The sequence below is a fragment of the Siphonobacter sp. SORGH_AS_0500 genome (assembly GCF_031453245.1).
In the GTDB taxonomy this organism is placed as follows: domain Bacteria; phylum Bacteroidota; class Bacteroidia; order Cytophagales; family Spirosomataceae; genus Siphonobacter.
In genome coordinates this window covers 2,558,044-2,576,394 of sequence record NZ_JAVIYT010000001.1, presented here as the reverse complement: position 1 = coordinate 2,576,394, position 18,351 = coordinate 2,558,044, and the positions used below count along the sequence as shown (strand labels likewise).

18 protein-coding genes are annotated in these 18,351 nt (G+C 49.0%); all 18 read left to right on the top strand.

The features are described 5' to 3' along the window. Positions 1–10: 10 nt before the first annotated feature. The 18 genes from QE357_RS10900 to QE357_RS10815 all read left to right on the top strand — a co-directional run bounded on the left by QE357_RS10900 (position 11) and on the right by QE357_RS10815 (position 18,331). Positions 11–535 carry a hypothetical protein gene (locus QE357_RS10900; protein WP_309707367.1) on the top strand — a complete coding sequence of 175 codons (525 nt, stop codon included), beginning with the start codon at positions 11–13 and terminating at the stop codon, positions 533–535. Next, entirely contained in the window at positions 528–2,105 is a 1,578-nt protein-coding gene (locus QE357_RS10895; protein WP_309707365.1) for a hypothetical protein, read from the top strand. The genes QE357_RS10900 and QE357_RS10895 overlap by 8 nt, the downstream gene beginning before the upstream one ends. Positions 2,106–2,416: 311 nt before the next feature. After that, the gene (locus QE357_RS10890; protein ID WP_309707363.1) at positions 2,417–2,722 is read left to right on the top strand and encodes a hypothetical protein; all 306 of its coding nucleotides are present in this window, start codon (positions 2,417–2,419) and stop codon (positions 2,720–2,722) included. A gap of 2 nt (positions 2,723–2,724) precedes the next feature. Next, positions 2,725–4,029 carry a hypothetical protein gene (locus QE357_RS10885; protein WP_309707361.1) on the top strand — a complete coding sequence of 435 codons (1,305 nt, stop codon included), beginning with the start codon at positions 2,725–2,727 and terminating at the stop codon, positions 4,027–4,029. Next, positions 4,019–4,993, top strand: coding sequence for a DUF6712 family protein (locus QE357_RS10880; protein ID WP_309707359.1), 975 nt, complete (start codon positions 4,019–4,021; stop codon positions 4,991–4,993). Before QE357_RS10885 ends, QE357_RS10880 begins: the two co-directional genes overlap by 11 nt. A gap of 2 nt (positions 4,994–4,995) precedes the next feature. Further along, the gene (locus QE357_RS10875; protein ID WP_309707357.1) at positions 4,996–5,244 is read left to right on the top strand and encodes a hypothetical protein; all 249 of its coding nucleotides are present in this window, start codon (positions 4,996–4,998) and stop codon (positions 5,242–5,244) included. Positions 5,245–5,253: 9 nt separating this feature from the next. Further along, positions 5,254–6,024, top strand: coding sequence for a hypothetical protein (locus QE357_RS10870; RefSeq protein WP_309707355.1), 771 nt, complete (start codon positions 5,254–5,256; stop codon positions 6,022–6,024). Then, positions 5,943–6,605, top strand: a complete 663-nt coding sequence (locus tag QE357_RS10865; RefSeq protein ID WP_309707353.1) for a hypothetical protein — start codon at positions 5,943–5,945, stop codon at positions 6,603–6,605. Before QE357_RS10870 ends, QE357_RS10865 begins: the two co-directional genes overlap by 82 nt. Beyond that, positions 6,595–6,918 carry a hypothetical protein gene (locus tag QE357_RS10860; protein WP_309707351.1) on the top strand — a complete coding sequence of 108 codons (324 nt, stop codon included), beginning with the start codon at positions 6,595–6,597 and terminating at the stop codon, positions 6,916–6,918. Before QE357_RS10865 ends, QE357_RS10860 begins: the two co-directional genes overlap by 11 nt. 48 nt (positions 6,919–6,966) lie before the next feature. Continuing rightward, the gene (locus tag QE357_RS10855) at positions 6,967–7,290 is read left to right on the top strand and encodes a hypothetical protein (RefSeq protein WP_309707349.1); all 324 of its coding nucleotides are present in this window, start codon (positions 6,967–6,969) and stop codon (positions 7,288–7,290) included. Then, positions 7,287–7,628, top strand: coding sequence for a hypothetical protein (locus QE357_RS10850; RefSeq protein WP_309707348.1), 342 nt, complete (start codon positions 7,287–7,289; stop codon positions 7,626–7,628). Before QE357_RS10855 ends, QE357_RS10850 begins: the two co-directional genes overlap by 4 nt. Further along, a complete protein-coding gene (locus tag QE357_RS10845; protein ID WP_309707346.1) occupies positions 7,552–7,944 on the top strand; it encodes a hypothetical protein in 393 nt (130 codons plus the stop codon). The genes QE357_RS10850 and QE357_RS10845 overlap by 77 nt, the downstream gene beginning before the upstream one ends. After that, positions 7,941–8,786 carry a hypothetical protein gene (locus QE357_RS10840; protein ID WP_309707345.1) on the top strand — a complete coding sequence of 282 codons (846 nt, stop codon included), beginning with the start codon at positions 7,941–7,943 and terminating at the stop codon, positions 8,784–8,786. Before QE357_RS10845 ends, QE357_RS10840 begins: the two co-directional genes overlap by 4 nt. A 58-nt stretch (positions 8,787–8,844) precedes the next feature. Further along, positions 8,845–9,306 (top strand): hypothetical protein, encoded by a 462-nt coding sequence (locus tag QE357_RS10835; protein ID WP_309707343.1) that lies wholly within the window; start codon positions 8,845–8,847, stop codon positions 9,304–9,306. Then, on the top strand, positions 9,303–11,369 hold the full coding sequence (locus tag QE357_RS10830; RefSeq protein ID WP_309707341.1) for a DUF5977 domain-containing protein: 2,067 nt from the start codon (positions 9,303–9,305) through the stop codon (positions 11,367–11,369). The genes QE357_RS10835 and QE357_RS10830 overlap by 4 nt, the downstream gene beginning before the upstream one ends. Before the next feature lies 1 nt (position 11,370). Next, on the top strand, positions 11,371–11,904 hold the full coding sequence (locus QE357_RS10825; RefSeq protein ID WP_309707339.1) for a hypothetical protein: 534 nt from the start codon (positions 11,371–11,373) through the stop codon (positions 11,902–11,904). Between the two features lie 74 nt (positions 11,905–11,978). Continuing rightward, entirely contained in the window at positions 11,979–16,964 is a 4,986-nt protein-coding gene (locus QE357_RS10820; RefSeq protein WP_309707337.1) for a phage tail tape measure protein, read from the top strand. Further along, positions 16,964–18,331 carry a hypothetical protein gene (locus QE357_RS10815; protein ID WP_309707335.1) on the top strand — a complete coding sequence of 456 codons (1,368 nt, stop codon included), beginning with the start codon at positions 16,964–16,966 and terminating at the stop codon, positions 18,329–18,331. Before QE357_RS10820 ends, QE357_RS10815 begins: the two co-directional genes overlap by 1 nt. Positions 18,332–18,351: the final 20 nt, after the last annotated feature.

Genomic DNA, 18,351 nt, shown 5'->3' with positions numbered 1-18,351 from the left:
TTTCTACGAGATGGCAAAATTGACAGCCCTTCAGCGAGCTAAAAAAGCCCTGAAGATCGACGAAAACAAGCTGGACAAATACCTTTCCTACTACTTCGAAAACACCAAGCTTTCCGACGCCGAAATGGAAATGCTGGCTAAATATCGAATGGCCTTTTCGCTGATGAGCCTGGGCCGAACGGATCAAATGGTCATTAGTACGCTGATGAAGGATTACGACATCCTGGAACGGCAAGCCCGCTACATTATTTCGGAGGCATCCTGGCTATACGGACGCGTACAAAATGCCGACCGCCAGGGTAAGAAAGTCGCGTCGGCGAACTATTACCGTTTGCTTTCCAATCTAGCCCAGCAGGCCGGCGATACGGAAGCGGCGATAAAAGCCTGGGAAAAAGCCGACCGGATGGAAGGTTTACTGGATCCTGAACACATCGGCCTGAACCCTGAAGACTTCGAACGGGCGGCCAAATTCGTCTTTATCAATAATGTCAACGTCCTCAATCAGCAGGCTAAACGGATGGCAGAAGATGAGTAAGACGGTTAAGATTTACGCGAACGCTAAACAAATAAAGTTTCTGCGATCCAGGGCAAAACGCAAAACGTTCCAGGGAGGTCGTGGATCCGGCAAAACGACCACCCTAGGAAATGTCGTCGGCATGATGTTTGAAAATTTGCCACGGGCGAAAGTCGTGCTGGTTGGGCTTACTTATGTTCAGTTGGATTTGATTGTCATGCCTGAACTAAAAAACGCCCTTTCCCGAATGGGCTACGTGGAATTTAATAAATCCAACCCCCACGGTGTCTATGTAATTGGCCAGCAACCGCCCGATGCCTGGTACAAAGCGTTTGCCAGCCCTGGAAAAAAAGGCTGGCAGTATTGCATTTCCTTCATCAACGGTTTTACGCTTCAACTAGTCAGTCAAGACCGGCCCGATAGTCAGCGGGGGATCAATAACGATGGTGTCCTGGTGGATGAATCCGCCACGGTAAACCCGGACTTTTTGAATACGATTATTTTGCCCGCCAAACGGGCGAACCGGCGATCCAATTTTGCCCACCATCCCTTGCACCTATGCTATTACGATTTTAGTTCGGCCGCCTGGACCAATGAGGGAATGTGGATCTACGAAACCGAGGCTTTGTGGATGCAGGAAATGGCCGAACGGGCTACGTGGTCAGATCAGCAATTAATCGACACCCCACCCGAATACCTTTTTTTGCAAAGTAGTTGGAAGGACAACGCCGACGTATTACCCGAACGCTACTATGACGACCTGGTTAAATTATTACCACCCCTGACGCTGGCCGTCGAAGTCGACAACGAACGAATTACCCAGCGGCCGAACGGATTCTATGGTGGTTTCTCAACCGCCAAACACAATTACACCAAATCCCACGATTACGAATTCGACGAAAAGACGAAGCTTCATTTACACAGATCGAAGGATTATCGCGAGGATGTTCTACTGGAAACGAGCCTGGATTTTAACGCCGACATTTGCTGGCAGGTGATAGGTCAGGAAGTAGGTAACGAGTTTCGAACCATTGAAAGTGTCTTCAGGAAGCCTAACCCCTTGCAAAACGACACGAACCTGGTGGTTCAACTGGCGGATTACTTCGTTGAAACCTATAAAAACCATCCTAAAAAAGAGGTAGCCGTATGGGGCGACCCTTCAGGTAAGCAACGTTCGGCCCGCGACAGCAAGGACAATAAGCCACTCTTTGAACAGTATTGCAATGTCCTCATAAAGGCAGGCTGGTCAATACGTCGGGAGTATGAGCGGTTCACCTATCCAACCCATAAGGATAAGTACGTACTCATTGACTACTTGCTACGGGAGACGTCCGATCGGACGCCCCGGCTTCGCTTCAACCAATACAAAAACAAACCGCTTATCATCGCGATTCAAATGGCACCGATGAAAGGCGACTTTGAGAAGGACAAGGCGAGTGAGACGAGTAGCAACCAGACCAACCGCGAGTACGCCACCGATGGCACCGACGCCTGGGATTACATGATATGGGGCAAGTACCGTAAGCTCATGCCCAGTAGCCGACCAGCCGGTATGCAGAACCAGATCTGGACACCGGGTCGAAGAGCCTAGAAGAAAAGCGGGTGCCGTACTTTATTCAGTCAGATTCTTACAGATCGACCCCAGCCCAGGGGTCGATCTTTTGCTTTTATATTCTAAAAATGCCGATGGCAATTGCCGCTTTTGTCAAAGGGCGGGCGAGGTAGGCGTGACAGAATCGCTTCAAAAAATGAATTTTAGAAGGTAAGTGTCTGCCATCCAGCAGGGTAGATCGGTTATAGACTGCAAAACCTGTTTGGTTTTTCCCTGAAAAAGTGTGAAAACGCGTCCTATCGCACGCAAAAAGCCCGGTTTATCCTTGCATCGTCTTAGTAATTCAGCAGATGTATCAGGGAACAATCTCACTCAAAACCGTACTCCACGAAATTCAGGAACCGGGCACCCTCTTTTCGATTAAGTTTCGAAAACTGGATGGGGGCATCAGTGAAAAACACCAGGTAAAAAAGAACCCAACGAAAGTAAAAACGCCCGCCGGCACGGAGGACAAAAAAGATTTGTCGACCGTCCGCCGGAACATGACAAAGGCGGGGGCTTTGCTACTCTACGACGAACGGACGAAAGAGCGGTTCGAATGCAAAATCGAACTACTAGTCGCTTACAACGGATACCGGATTTTTCACAACTACTAGCCATGAAACCAAAGATTCGGCAACATACCGATAAGGCTTACACCATTCAGTTTTCAAAAAAGGAAGCGGTTCTGGTCACGTTTGGGGACACGGATACAGCCTATTCAGCCACCGCCGGCGGTGGAAGTAACAGAAGTGATTTTGTTCCCTGGGGGGCGAAGAATGACCAACTGTCTGAAATGCACTTGCTGGCTTGTGAATCCCCGAACAAGTGGCGGTTAATGAAGACCCGGCGGGACTTCATCGTCGGTCGCGGGGTGTATGCTCACAAGGGAGAAGACAGCAATAAAGCGGGCCTGCTTTTCAAGCCCGTCTACGACCCAGACTTTGAAGCCTGGAAAGAAGATGTCGAATTCGATCTGGTCTTTATTTCGATGTGCCTTCAGTTCGCCTTTTCGGCAAACGTATTCATCAAACTCACGTTTGATCTATCGAAAAAGCTGGTCGGCCTGGAAGTCATCGACGCGTTTAAAGTTCGGATTCGCAAGCCAGGGCCCAAAGAAAACCGAATTTCGGCCTACCTGGTAAATCCGAACTTCGGTACCAAGCACTATAAGCCAGCCGAGACTGACGTTGTGCCCGCTTTTGATCGAAAAGACCCGGCAAAGTATGCCGTTTCCATCCTGCATTTGAAAGAAAATTTGCCCGGCCAGGATTATTACGCCTTTGCCGACTGGTGGGGAACGAAGGACTGGGCAAAAGTCACGAACAAAATTCCCAAATTCCACGACGCCGGACTGGATAACGGGTACAATGTCAAACTTCATATTTCCATCCCGGATAACTACTTCGACAAAGAAGGGTTAACCGACGAGCAAAAGGAACAACTGAAAGAAGACACCCTTCAGGGAATGGCCGATACCTTCGCGGGCGTCGAAAATGCCGATAAAATACTGGTGACGTTCCACCAAACGGAAATGTTAGGCCAGAAGGCCATGCCTGGCGTTCAGATTAAGCCGCTTGACAACAAAATGTCAGATGATGCCTACACGACTTTATTCAATACGGCCAACGTCGCCCAGGCGTCGGGGCATGGCGTCTTACCAGCCCTGGCAGGTATCGACACCGGCGGTAAATTGGGCGGATCCGGGAAGGAACTCGAAGCGGCCGCAAACTACCAACAAGGCTTTTTAACCTACACCGACCGCCTCATTCTTTTAAACGTCCTCAATATCGCCAAACGGGCTAACGGTTGGGACAAAGAACTGCAATTCGACATCCGAAACATTGCCCTATATACCTACGATGTAACACCAGGGGCGGCCAAACAAAACCAGAAAAACGAGGGCGAAAACGATGCTCATTAACGACCGGGAAATCCTAAAAAAACAGCTAGGCGGCATTCAAAAAGTTGGGGACTTTGCCACCTGGGAACCCTTCGTTCGTTCGGCTGAACAAACGTATATTATACCCGCCATCGGCTGGGAGTTATACAACGAACTCAAAAGCCTGCAAGCCCCTAACACGATTCAGGAAACGCTTCTGGATCAGTTACGCATGGCCATCGCCTGGTTTGCCTACCTGGAAGCATTTCCCCATTTGACCATTTCAATCGGCGATGCCGGCATTTCGGTACAAACGCCCGCCAACTCCCAGGCAATGGGCAAATGGCAGTTTGTTGCCATCACCAAAGAAGCGGCCGCCAAAGCAGACCGGTACCTGGAAGCGTCTTTGTCCTATCTGGAAAAATTCGAAAGTAGCTTCCCTGCCTGGAAAAATTCGTCGGCGTATACGCTTAGCCGTGGGTGTCTGATTTCTTCGGCTACGGAAGCAACCCGGTACTTTCCAGCCATGCAACGAAGCCGTCGTCTTTTCCTTAACCTACGGGATTATTACCAGTTAGCCGAAGACGAGTTCGTCCGTCCTATTTTGGGGCCGCTATACGGCGAATTGCTGGCTAAGATCAAAGCTGGAAACCCTATTCTGGATCAGGAAGCCGAAGTTCTGCAAATGGCCCGAAAAGCGGTCGTTCAGTATGGCTTTTCCCAGGCCGTGCCCTATCTGAATATGAACGTCGATTTTCGCCTGGTAAGCGAAACCGATGGTATTCTGAATGAAGATGCCCTGAGCGTTTCCCGCTTGAATGCCATCAGCCAGAAAGCACTGGCCGAAGCCACGGAAAAAGCCGCCGAACTTCGAAATTATCTCAACGCAAACGCATCGTCGACCGTTTTGTCCGCTTACTACCATTCTGGCCTATACGTCGAACCCGTTGGGGCATACATTAAACGGCCCCGAAACAATCCTAAAAACCCTTATTTCGCTTTGTAGCCATGAAAAAGTATCTGATTCCTGTGGGTGTGGTCTTTGCTATGCTACTCCTGATTTCTTTATTCTTTTCCGCTTTAAAACTACTCGACGCCGGCCCGTTTGGGCTTTTAGCCTGGGACGTGATTTTCGCCCCGGTCTGGTGGCCCGCCGTCGGCGTTTGTATCGTCGCTTTTTTAGTCGTTCTTTTCTTTTTAACGGGGTTGGCCTGGAATGTACTCAAGGGCATCTGGACTACCTCATTCAAATCCTAAGTTTCAGCCATGCAAACGCAAACCATGCCCACCGGCGACCTGACTTCACCAGTAATCCCCTTAAACAAAATTTCAGATCTGGCCCAGGCTGAAGCCGATGCTCATGCCCTGGTGGCCCAGGCTAACGCCAAACTCGACCAGATTGCCCAGCAACGCGAACGCGAACGGCTGGAATACGAAGGCCAACTTTTAAAAGAGTACGATGGCCGGATGAAAGACGCTAAATTTTTCCGAGAACAGGCCCGCCAGGAAGACGACCCGAAGGAAAAGCGGGCTTTACTGGCACTGGCCGCCCAGGACGAAGAAAAAGCCCGCGAAATTGCGTCCGAATTAGCCCTGCCTATGCCAGCAGTCGATACGGCCGATAAAACGCCGTGGTGGCAATTTACCCACGGGAAAATGGCCATTTTTCAAGTGGTGGGCATTCTGGGACTTTTGATTTTCTTTTACCAGCAGTTTGTAGGCTACCAAGCCCGTATTGTCGAAATGAACAAGACGCTTCCGTTCGATAAGCAGTTGCAACCCTACGACGAAACCAGTATCCAGAAATTCTTTTTCGAAAAATTGGTGCAGTTTTCGGATCTGCCAACGGCCCTTTTGATGGTCTTTTTAGTGGTGCCCTTTGTCGGTTTTTATGTCCTACCATTCTTCGGTTTCGGGCGGAATATTTACACCGAATTCAAAGAAGAATTGACCGCATGGCAACGTACAAAAATTACCGTCAGTATTATTCTGGGCTTTTTGTTCTATTTGGCTTTCTCGCATTTAGTCAAGCCCTAGCCCAAAACAAACCGGCGGCTCCGAAACCTAAACAATGGATCGGGGCCGTCATTCCTTTCAAAAGCGAAGACGCCCTACGCCAGGCAGTTTTTGATACCGCAAAGGCCCAGTTACACGTCCGGGAAAAGACCAACCGGAACGACCATCGCGACATCGCTAAGTATAACCAGGCGATCCTACTTCCCAAAAATGCTTTCTATTGTGCCAGTGGGCTCTATTGGTGCCACCTGGCGAACGGGGTTCGCCTTCCAATTACGGCCCCAGGGGCCGTTTATAGCTGGTTTTCTGACCCCTCCAAAATCATTTACCGCCGATCCAGCCGGGGAAACCAGCGAATCGGACGCCGGCCCCAACTCATGGACGGCGTCAGTCTTTTCCAAAGCCACGTTGAAGGCTACGCCAGTAAGACCTGGGATCCAGACAGTGAATATATCCAGACCATCGGGTTCAATACCTCCGGCGGAAAAGGCACGGTCGGCGGGGTGTATCTCGTTAGACGCCGCCTTCGCGACGTGAAACTGATGGTCAATCATATTTCGCCTTATTTCCAATCCCTAAAGGCCTTAAAAAATGCCCAATAAAGAAGTACTCGAAGCGATGAATAGGCAAGATGGCATTGCCTTTATGATCCTGGGAGCTTTTATCTGGCATTTAGCCTTTTCCGCAATTCTGGCCCTGGCTAAATGGACGCCTACGAAAGCAGATCGCTATTCGGCGACTTCCAAACGGGAACCCTGGGAGAAACACGATAGAATCGCTTACTACCGAAACGGAATTCCTTACAACCCCGAACGGATCCCACCGCCACCACCCAAACCTAGCGGCCCGCAACAGCACCAGCAAATTCAGCCACCACCCCAGCCACCTACGGAGTTTTCCAGACATGGCTGGTAAAAAAGTGCCTTTGATTTAGTCCAAACCTTACTTTTTAAATCATCTCTTATGAATAATCCCCAATTAACCTTCCGTCAGCGACTTTTCGCCCCGACGTCGCCGTTTTTCAAGCCTCTGATGTACGCGGGGGCTATTATTGCCGTGCTAGCGGGTGCCTTGTCTACCTTCCAGGATCAAATCTTAGCCGCTGGCTTACCCGTTCCTGGTTCCGTTATTATCCCCATCGTCGGCTGGGTATCGGCGGCCGTTTCGGCTGTTTCCAGTTTAACCGTGGATTTTGATAAGCTGGATAAGCTGGAACACTGGTCGCCGCTGTCTTTCGGAACGCCTTTGTCGGTCAAATTCCCAAAGGATTATCAGCCTAGCCGATGAACTGGATTTCCTGGGCGAAAAGGGCATGGCCTCTTTTCGCCCAAATTTCGCCCTACTTTTTGCCCGCCTTGCCTTTTGTGTTCTTATGGATTCAGGCCCATAAGGAACTGAAAACCTGCCAGAGAGAAACCCAAAAGCTTCAGGCGGTCGCTAACCAAGCGGCCATCGACCAAATCAACCATGCACACCAGAAAGACCTGGCTAAAAAAGACTTTATTATCAGTGAAAAAGATGCCGAAATTCTCCGTTTACGCGAAAAGAATGCTTTGGATTCTGTTAATCATTTCTCCGTTTTGCAGTCTATTCGGGCAATCAATCAGCGATACCCAAAGCGATAGTTTATCAGCCGTGGTTGATCTGGTCAAAAATGTAAAAGCCATTCACCAGGATCTAATCAGGGGCGATTTTGCCCGGCGGGAAGTCGTCGACCTACGTGGTCGGCTTCAGACCTGCCAGGTACAAAATAATGCCCTGGAAGTATCGATTCAGTCTAGCCAGAATCGCGAAACGGGCCTAACTTCAGAGCTACGGGCCTCCAAAGCTGAAACCGCCCAGGTAAAGACTGAAAAGAAAGCAGCAACCAGGGAAAACTGGATCTGGCGGGGGGTCGTTGGGTCGGGTCTTGTTATCTACGTTATCAGCCTGATCCGATGAAAAAAATAGAATTAAACGAAACTCCGTACGTTATCCCGGAATCTTGGGAAGAATGTAGCCCGAAGCTTTTAAAAGCCCTTTTACCGCTTCGCCTGGCTAATCTGGAAGCTCTTTTGCCGGGTCAACGGATACGGTTAAAATGGAATGCCGTATTGGCCATGCTGGAGGCCCCGGATACACTAACGGCACAAATTGACCCGGAAGACCGCCACCGGCTGGCCAAACTTTCCAGTTGGATCTGGCAACAGTCCGTCGTTAAGAAAAAACCGCTTGATTTCTTCGAGTTTCAGGGGGTAACGTATCACCTTCCCCAGCCCGGTTTTGCCGATACGACCGCCATTGAAATCGCGATGGCCAATATTCAGTATATCGCTTTTTGTCGGAAGGAAAACCCCAATCCAAAGGCCATTTTTCAAATCATTTCGACGCTATGTCGGCCCGTTCGAAAAGATCTTTCCGAGTTCAAAGCGTCGCCCGAATGGAACGGTGACGAGCGGGAAGAATACAACACGGTTATCGCTCAGGAACGGGCGAAAAGCTTTGAAACGGGCGAACTTCCCGTCGGTGTCGTGATGGCCGTTTTGTATTATTTCGAATGGATGAATGGGAGTTTTCTAAAGCAGTATAAGGACGTTTACAACGAAGATGACGAAGACGACGAGCCGCTGTATAAGCACGGTGAAGGGCTGGTCACGACGTTAATGGAAGTCGCGAAAACGGGCACTTTCGGCGACTTCGATAAAGTATGCAAGCAAAACGGACATACCGTCTGGATCTTTCTTCGGGATAGCAATCTGAAAATAAAGCGGGCCAACCAGCGAGCCGAACGAGCCGACGAATAGCGTCCTGGTGACGATAACAAAAGCGTTTGAACTTCCCTAAAAAACAAACGCTTTTGTTATGATTCCCGGCGATTTAGATTCTTACGTTGAATACTTCGAAACCTGGGCAACCCATCACCCAGACGTAAAATTCTTCTGTTTCGGAAGTGTAGAACTGGGCCTGGCTTACGCCCGTTCCCTTCCCGATTTTGATTATCCCTTCGTTTGGCTCGAACAGCCCGTCATTCAATCTACTGACAACGGAGCCGCCCATTTTAACGAAGTTTACCTGACGGGTATTACCGTTTTACTGCATGCCCCAGGCGACGATCCAAAAGCTCAGGTTCAAGCCTATTCGAAAGCCCTTCGCATTCTCTATCACTTGCAAACCCGGCTGAAGAAAGATCGGAAGGAAAGCCAGTTCACTTTTGACTGGAACCTTATGAAAAAGGAAACCGTCAACCAGTTATGGGCGGATAATCACTTCGGTTGGCGGCTGGAAGTACCGCTGGAATTCAACATTAACCCCCTTTTAGTATGAACAATACCCTGGCAATTTTGTCTTATTCAGCCGCTCGACTAGCCTTAAATCCTATCGTTGTCAACATTGAGGCGGCCAACCCGATAGAATACCCAGACCGAACGGGCCTTCGCTATTATTGTAAGGTGATGGTGCCATCGTCGTATTTATCCAGTGAGTATCGAGAATTAATTACATTGGAAGGGGCCGAAGTACCGCCGGCTCAGGTAGGTACTGGGCTTTCCTATCAAGGGGCGTTTTTTGAGATACAGGAACAACTGGAAGCTTTACTGGAAAGAAAAGCACCTGATTTCAATCAGGTGAAAATCGACGTTTGTTCTGGTTTAGTCACTCCGTACTATTGTGTGCTGACAATTGAAAACAACGACGAAGAAATTTATAGCTATACCCAGCCCGTTCAGTATGCCATTAAAGCAGGGGTAAACGAACGTGATTATGCCGCCTATAAGGATCTTTTCTTTACTGAATACATTGGTAAGAATCGTCGTTTTTTAACCTGGTCGAATATTACCAAAATCATCCACCCTGACCAGCCCGAATTTCTATACTGGTTAACGAATGGTTCCCCGAATCCTACTTCATTAAAGGTTTGCTACCTGGTTCGCTTTGCCGATGGTACTAACGAAACTGGGTGTAGCGAAACGCTTTCGAATGTGTACCCTTTCTCGGTGCATTGCGTGCCCGTAGGCCCGAAGGCGTTAGGATTGAACAAAAAAGAAAAGATCGTCGTTTCTTACCGGGTTTGGTTGACTAATCAGGCTGATGAACGATTAAGTGAATACCGCGAATACAAGATCGAACAGGAATACCGGCGAAACGTGCGATTTGTGATATTTGCCAATAGCTTGGGCGGATACGATACCATGTATTTAGTTGGACGTGGGGAAGAGAACCTGAAAGTTACCCGCAATATTTCCGAACGGTTTACGGGCTGGGAATACTTACCCAGTTACTCCGAACAGGTCATCAACACCACCAGGGGCACGCGTGAACTGACCATTTCTACGGGGTGGCTTAATAAGTCCGTTCTTCGCTACTTAGAAGAATTGTTACTAACCAAAGAAGCCTACCTGGTAACAGATCGGGCCTACGTGGCTTTAGTGCCTGTTTTTGATTCCCTTCGAAGCCAGGTAGACGACGAAGATTTGATCGGGCGAACGCTGACTTTTCGCTTTGGCTATCCTGAACGAAGTTTTTCTGCTTTACCTAATCCGGCAAACTTACCCATTCGCCGAACCGGCTGGCGGCCAAAAGCAATGGCCTGTCTCGTTGATGGCAATGGCAAACGGACGGGTAAGATGGCGGCTACCTTATTGGAACTTTATTACCTGGACGACAATACACGTGTACCAGGTACACCCATCAAACAAAACGTCCCTGGCCAGCCTGGTTATATCCCACCCGTGGAATCAGATGAATGTTCGGAAACAAAATTTATCAACACCGTTATAAACCGAGCCGGAACCTATAATCGTAAAACTTGTGCAAGTGGCCTTACGGGTGGGCCTGCCATGATAAACATACCCGCCGGAACATTTGGAAGCGACATCAGCCAGGCAGATGCCCAGGCAAAAGCAGAAACCGAATACAATCGAATTAATACGCAAGAGTTTGCCAATTTAAGGGGTGTATGTATTCTTAAACCAGAATTCTACGAAGTCGAAGTCCCTAACGGACATTGGCATTGGCGTATAGAGTCACCGGAAGACCCCGGCGGAATCGTTTATCGGGCCAATTCGCCGTATATGGGTAATACCTGGTTTTTACAGGGGAAACCGGGTGCTTATGTTTTCCCAATGGGAAGCAACGATCTTAATTTCCCTATTGCTATCGAAGGGCTTGACCCATCCCTATCACCTCACTTTCAGCTATTGCGTTACGGAGGTAATGGCGTAATGAATAGACTTCTAGTTTATGTCAACGGAACGCTGATTCAAGATCGTATTTTCCAAAATGATACCAATGAGGGTTTTGCCTATGTTGACATTTTCCGTAAAACGGACGGAACTACGTTTTCCCCGGTTAGTGGGGATAAGCTATACATTCAGGTAAAGACTTTATGATATGGCTATACCAGAAGAAATATTAAAAGACCTTACCCCCATCCTGGAAGATGTAATCCAGGATGGGGTCGAAAGCTTTAAACGGGCACTGGAAGAAAAAGGACTCGTACTGACAGAAGAATTAAAACAAAACTTCAGCTATCAGATGACCGAGTCGGCAACTGAACTGACGGGAACCATCAGCTTTTACGGTTATGGGCGATTTAAAGACATGTCTCGCCTTAACTATCTAAAAGTAGGGCCACCGGTTGATGACTTAGAAGAGTACGTCCAGAAGGTAGGTGTAGAACGTTTTGCTTTTGTTCCTGGCTACAAGAAAGGGAAAATTCCCACGGTCAATAAAGCAGCCATTCGTATTGCCTTCGCTTTGTCTGCTTATCGAAAAAAAGTAAAAGTCGTTTATCGCCCCTACAAAGGCACTTGGTATAATTCTACTAAAGTCAATATCGTAAATATCGCCCGTCGAAAAGTAACGGAACGTTATAGTGAACTAATTACAAAATTCATGGCTGACCTACTCGAAACTACGGCTTGATGGATTAAAATGGCGTCCTATGATAGGCTTTTGGCTTCCCTGAATTTGCAGGGAAGCCAATTTTTTTTTTAGCCATGAATACTACAGAAACCAGCCGGGTAAAGGTGGTTATTGACGGTCAGGAGGGCGAACAAACCCTGAAGTCTTTACAGGCGGAAGCCAAAGAAATTAACGCCGAATTACGCCGAATGAGAGACGCCGGCGAAGTCGGTTCCGAAGCCTGGAAAGAGCTAAAAAACAGGCAAGCCGACGTAAATGCCGAAATGAAATCCTTCAAACACAACATCGACATCAATGACGCGTCGATGGCTGAATTAACGGCCAAAAGCCGATTACTTCAGAATGAACTGAAGGATTTGAAAACGGGATCTCAGGAATGGATCGACAAAATGGACGAGATTGCTAAGGTAGACGCCAAAATGGTCGAAGTCCGCGACGAAATGTCCCGTCTCAAAAAAGAAGCTCAAGAGAATTCAGAAGCGTATCAGGAATTACAACGACGCCAGGCGGAAGTAAACGAGCAAATGACGGCGATGGTGCGAAACATCGACCTGAACGACGCTTCGATGAACCAGCTTCAGGCGAAAAGTAAGCTTTTGAACGACGAACTGAAGGATTTAAAAGTCGGTTCGGAAGCCTGGCTTCAGAAAATGGAGGAACTGGGCCAGGTCGACGGGAAAATCGCTGATTTAGGCCAGGAAATGGCCCGCGTCAAGAAAGAAACGCTGGAAGGTTCTGACGCTTACCAGGAGATGCAACGACGCCAGCACGAGGTAAACGAGCAAATGACGGCGATGGTGCGAAACATCGACCTGAACGACGCTTCGATGAACCAGCTTCAGGCGAAAAGTAAGCTTTTGAACGACGAACTGAAGGATTTAAAAGTCGGTTCGGAAGCCTGGCTTCAGAAAATGGAGGAACTGGGCCAGGTCGACGGGAAAATCGCTGATTTAGGCCAGGAAATGGCCCGCGTCAAGAAAGAAACGCTGGAAGGTTCTGACGCTTACCAGGAGATGCAACGACGCCAGCACGAGGTAAACGAGCAAATGACGGCGATGGTGCGAAACATCGACCTGAACGACGCTTCGATGAACCAGCTTCAGGCGAAAAGTAAGCTTTTGAACGATGAGCTGAAGGAATTAAAGGTCGGTTCGGAAGCCTGGATCAACAAAATGAAGGAAATCGACGAAGTCGACCGGCGTATTGAGGACGTAGGCGACGAGATGAACGAGCTTCGCGACCGAAACGACGACAATGCCCTTTCCTGGAAACGAGTAAAGGAAGCCGCCATCGGTACGTTTGCCGCCTTCAGCTTGGAAGACATTATCCAGGAAGTGATCAGTTTCGGCAAAGAAGCCGTGAATTCGGCCGCTGAAATGTCGGATGCCATGTCGGACATCGAAAAGGCTACCGACATGACCAGTAAAGAGGTCGAAGGACTCGTTGATAATATCAAGAAAATTGATACCCGAACGGCCGTCGAAGATTTGAACGACATCGCCGTCGTCGCCGGCCAGTTGGGTATCGCCAAAAACGAAGTGTTGGGCTTCGTGGAATCCGTTGACCGGGCCGTTGTTGCGTTGGGCGATGAATTCACCGGTGGGGCCGAAGAAGTAGCGGCCACCATTGGTGGGCTTCAAAAGCTTTTCAAGGAAACTAAAGATTTAGAGGCGGGAAAAGCCATAAACGATATTGGTTCGGCTCTAAATGCCCTGGGTGCAGCGGGGTCAGCGACCGCCCCCGTTGTGGCCGATTTTACTTCCCGTATGGGTCAATTGGGCGATTTATCCCCCCAAATCGGTGAAACGATGGGCTTAGGAGCCGCCTTTCAGGAATTAGGTTTGACGGCTGAAATTGCCGCTGGTGGTCTGTCTAACATTTTGTTAACGGCCGCGAAGGATACCGACGTTTTTGCGAAGCATTTAGGCATGACCGAAGCGGAGTTCAAAAAGCTTATTAACTCGTCTCCGAACGATATGATTTTAAAGCTGGCGGCCTCATTTAAGGGAATGCCGGTCGATGAAGTCACCAAGCGGCTTAGTGGTCTGGGTATCAAATCCCAGGAAGCAACAAAGGTAATGTCGCTTTTGAAAGACCAAACCGACCAGGTTGCCAAATACCAAAAGCTGGCCGCCGATGAAATGAAAAAAGGGACGTCGCTAACGGATGAGTTCAACAAAAAGAATACCAACGCGGCGGCCGAACTGGCGAAAATGGGCAAAGAGGTAAAGAATATGTCTGTTTCTTTTGGACAAGCCCTTTTACCCGTCGTTCTCAAAGTGGGCCAGGCGTTAATTGCTTTTGTTAATACTATCACTTCTATCCCTAAATTCTTAAATGATAACAAAGCCGCCCTGGCTCTTTTGACCGTGGGGCTGGTTACGTTCAACGCTCAGGCTATCTCCGCCGCCGCCGCTTCGTTGGCCGTTGCCGCCGCTGAAAAGGGACGAGCTATCGCCACAAGTGCAATGACAGTGGCCCAAAATGCCTTAAACGTGGCGATGAAAGCAAACCCCATCGGTCTAGTAATTTCGGCAATTGCCGCCCTAGCCGCTGGCTTAATTTACCTATACGATCATTCCCAAACCGTGCGAGCGTCGGTATCTGGCTTATGGAATGCCTTACAGGTTGGCTTAGGTGTATTGAAGGATTTCTGGAACGCCCTGAAGAACATGAATTTTGCCGAAGCCGCGAACATCTGGTCTTCGGGTGGAACGAAGGTTGCCCAGGCGTTCGGGGATGGTTACAAAAACAAAATAAAGAGCGAACAAGCGGCTATCGAAGGCGACCACAAAGCCCACGTCGATAAGAAAGTAAACGCTTCGAAAAAAGGGGCTGACGATGCCGCTGGCCACCAGAAAACCGCCAATAAAGGGGCATTGGATGCCATGTCAGGCGATAATGCAACCTTTCAAGTAAAGGAAGAAAAGAAAGCTGCCGACCATGCCAAAAAGGTTGCTGACGAGCATAGAAAAGCGAACGAATCCGCGTTGAAGGCCATCGAAGACATGAAGGTCAAAGCCATTGCAAACGATCTTCAACGCGAAATTGCCCAGGCTGATCTGAAATACAAAAGGGAAATCGAAGAAGTCAGAAAGTCAGTAGCCAGTACAAAGGTCAAAAAAGAACAGATCGAACTTTTAGAGGCCGAACATCTATCCGTAGTCGCCAAACTCAAAGCCGATGCTCAGGCGAAACAAGACCAGATGACCGAACGCTGGCTGGAAGATGAGTTCGTCAAAAAAGTAAAAAAGGCCCAGTTATTTGCCAATGACGAAATCAGGATCGCCCGCGAAACCATCACCGATAAAGAGAAGCTAGCTCAGGTCGAAGCCCAAATCCATAAATGGCTGAACGACGAAATTTCAGCCATCCGAAAGGATAAGGACGAAAAAGATTCGGAAAGCCGGTCGAAAAACGAAAAGGAAGAATCCGCCCAGCGACTCCGAAAAATAAAAGCTGAAAAGAACCTTTTTGATACCCAGTTCGAAGAAGCATCCGCGAACGCTGACTTGAATTTGAAGCTGGCCAAAAATAACGCCGATGCGATTTACCAGGCCAAACTGGATAAGCTGAAAGCCGAAAAGGAATACCACACCCAGAAACTCAAGAAAGAAGCCGAAGAAGAAAAGGAACGCAATAAAACCGCCATTCAGGATAAGGACGAACGGGCCGATGCTGAGCAGGCCATCGACTCAAATCTGAAAACACAACTCAAGGCGGCTGACGAAAAGTTCGAAGCGGACAAAACCCAACTGGGTAAAGAACATATCCAGAAGCGTAAAGAGAATATGGAGGGCTATTTCAACGCCCTCGAAGCCCTGGCCAAAGGCGACTATAATTCCTTTATGAACTTCCTGGGTGAAAAACTCAAAAACGACGCGGCGGCTAATAATAAAAAGCTTCAGGATTTCACCCAGAAAGGCCAGGAAACGCTGCAAGTTGCTAACCAGGTAATCGGGGGGTTGAAACAGGCTAACCAGAAATACCTGGAATCGCAACTGGCCAAAATTGAAAAGGAGAAGGCCAGCCAGATCAAAAGCTGGGATGCTCAGTACAAAGCGGGTAAAATAAATAAAGAGGACTACGAAAAGAAGATTGCCGAAATCAATGCCAACGCGGACGAAAAGGTAAAAGCCGAAAAGCTAAAGGCGTTCAAACGCGAACAAACTCTAAACATCGCATCCGCCCTGGTGAATGCCGCCCAGGCCGCCCTGAAAAGTATGGCGATGATGGGCTTTCCGCTCGGGCTGATTGGGGTGGCGGCATCGGCCGCAATGGCTGCCATTCAGATCGGGATCATAAAGAGCCAAAAGCCGCCTGCCTATGCTAAAGGAGGAACTAACTACGTAAAGAATGCAGGCGTTGTGCGTGGATCCCGTCACGGATCCCAGTACGGCCAGGCAGGTATCAGCATGGTCGACCGGGTATCGGGGCAAGAGGTTGGCGAAATGGAGGGAGACGAGCCCTTTATGATATTAAGCCGGGATACCTACAAAAACAACGGCGGTATTATTGATATGCTTTTGCATTCTTCCTTACATCGGAACGGAGCCAGAATTTTCCGAGACGGTGGCGTGGGAACCATCCCCGAAACGCCCTACAGTCAAAAAGGTTCGTATTTATTCGGTTCGAAAAAAGCCAAAAAAGCCGCTAGGGAAGCCGAAGAGCAAGCGGCCGCCGCTCAGGCTGAAGCCGAAGAACAGCAACGTCAGGCCGAAGCCGACGCAAATGCCGCCATGTCGGGATACGGGGGCGTTCCCGCTGATGGTGTAAACGTGCCAGGTTCGGATGGAGACGCGAGTGGTTACGTAGGTTCGACAAACGAGCAGATCCAGGCTAGTCAGGAAATGATGTCTACCATCGCTGAAAATACGGACGCTACGGTCAATGTTCTCAATCAGGTATTGGACGTACTGACGGGCACCCAGGCAGAAGGCAAACGCCAGACGGGCTTTTTAGGGGTAATCGCATCCAAAGACCTAAGCGTTTCCGTTCATAATGTTGTAAACGTAATGAATCAAATTAACGTCGTCGCCGGCGATTCTAACCTGAAGTAATGCTGGATATTCGTATCGAAGGCCATTCCGTGGAACTTAGCCCCGGAATGGCCCTAACCCTGGAAAAGTTTAATCCTTTACTGGATTTTGCCACCGTGCAAGGTTCACGGGTGTATGGTTTTTCATTGCCCGATACCCCCGTAAATCGTCGGATCATGGGCCATTTTTACCATCCCCAAACGGGCTATAAAAACCGACGTTTCAAATGTGAAAAATACGTCGATAGCCAGTTGGTCGAAAAGGGGTTTGTCAAGATTCAGGAAGCCACGTCGACGGGTTGGTCGCTTTACTTCACGCAAAACCTGGGCGAAATTTTTGGCGACCTTCAAACGATTAAATTATCCGAAATTGACTTTGGATCGTTACCCATTCCTGAAACAGGATCGACTGAAGCGTTTTGTTTTCCACCGATCCAGAATCCCGGATTTTACGGAAACCAGGCCGTGGCGGGTTTCGATGGCCTGGTCAATAAAGCCGGATCCAGCGTCGCCCGGGTGCCCATGTTTTTTGTAAACTGGGTACTGGATCAGTTCGGCGGGATGGTCGGCTGGCAGTTCACCGGAACTTTCTTCCAGGATCCCATCGCCGCCCAGCTAGTACTGGCGAATGTGTTTTCCCTGGATGGCCTTTCGGAAATTAAGGTGCAAAACCATTTGCCCGAACTGACTTGTGGGGAATTATTGATCGAACTTCGCAAGCTTTTAAACTTATTTCTGGACTTTGACGTCCGCCGGCGGATCTGTGACATAAGTTTCGCCGACGACGTGCTGAAAGCCCCGACCCTTCTAAACTGGACGGCTAAAGCAAACCTGAATCATACCAAAGTACCCGAAACCGTGAACCGGCTGGAACTGGCTTATGACATCGACGGGAACGATGCCCTTTTAAAGCCGATCCCGCTTTTGATGGATAAGTATATCACGCCCGAAACGGCCAGCAACGAAGGCGGATCCACGCTTCCCATTAAATCGCGATTGTCGACGTACCTGGTCGATCCGGTTTCGGGCCTGGCCAGCACCAGCCAGGCGGGCATTTCGCCCAGCAACAAAGACAGCCAGGCCAAAGGAACGCCGAAGCTTTTACTATGGGATGGTGAGAAAGCCACGGCCACCAGCGGCCCGAATTCGCTTTTTTGGAATGGCCCGAATGCCTTACCTGGACGGCGATGGGCACAAATGGAACGCTTCAAAGCGAACACGTTCCTACTTCGTAAGATTTTGTATTTAACGCCGGCGGATTTGGCCACGTTTTCGTTCAAAAACAAAGTTCACATTCGAGGGGTGAATTACTTAGTGGGGTCGCTAAAAGCTTCGCTTAATACAGATCAATCCATTATCGGCGTGGAAGTTGAACTTTGGAAGGTGTAAGCCAAATAATATTCTGAAAT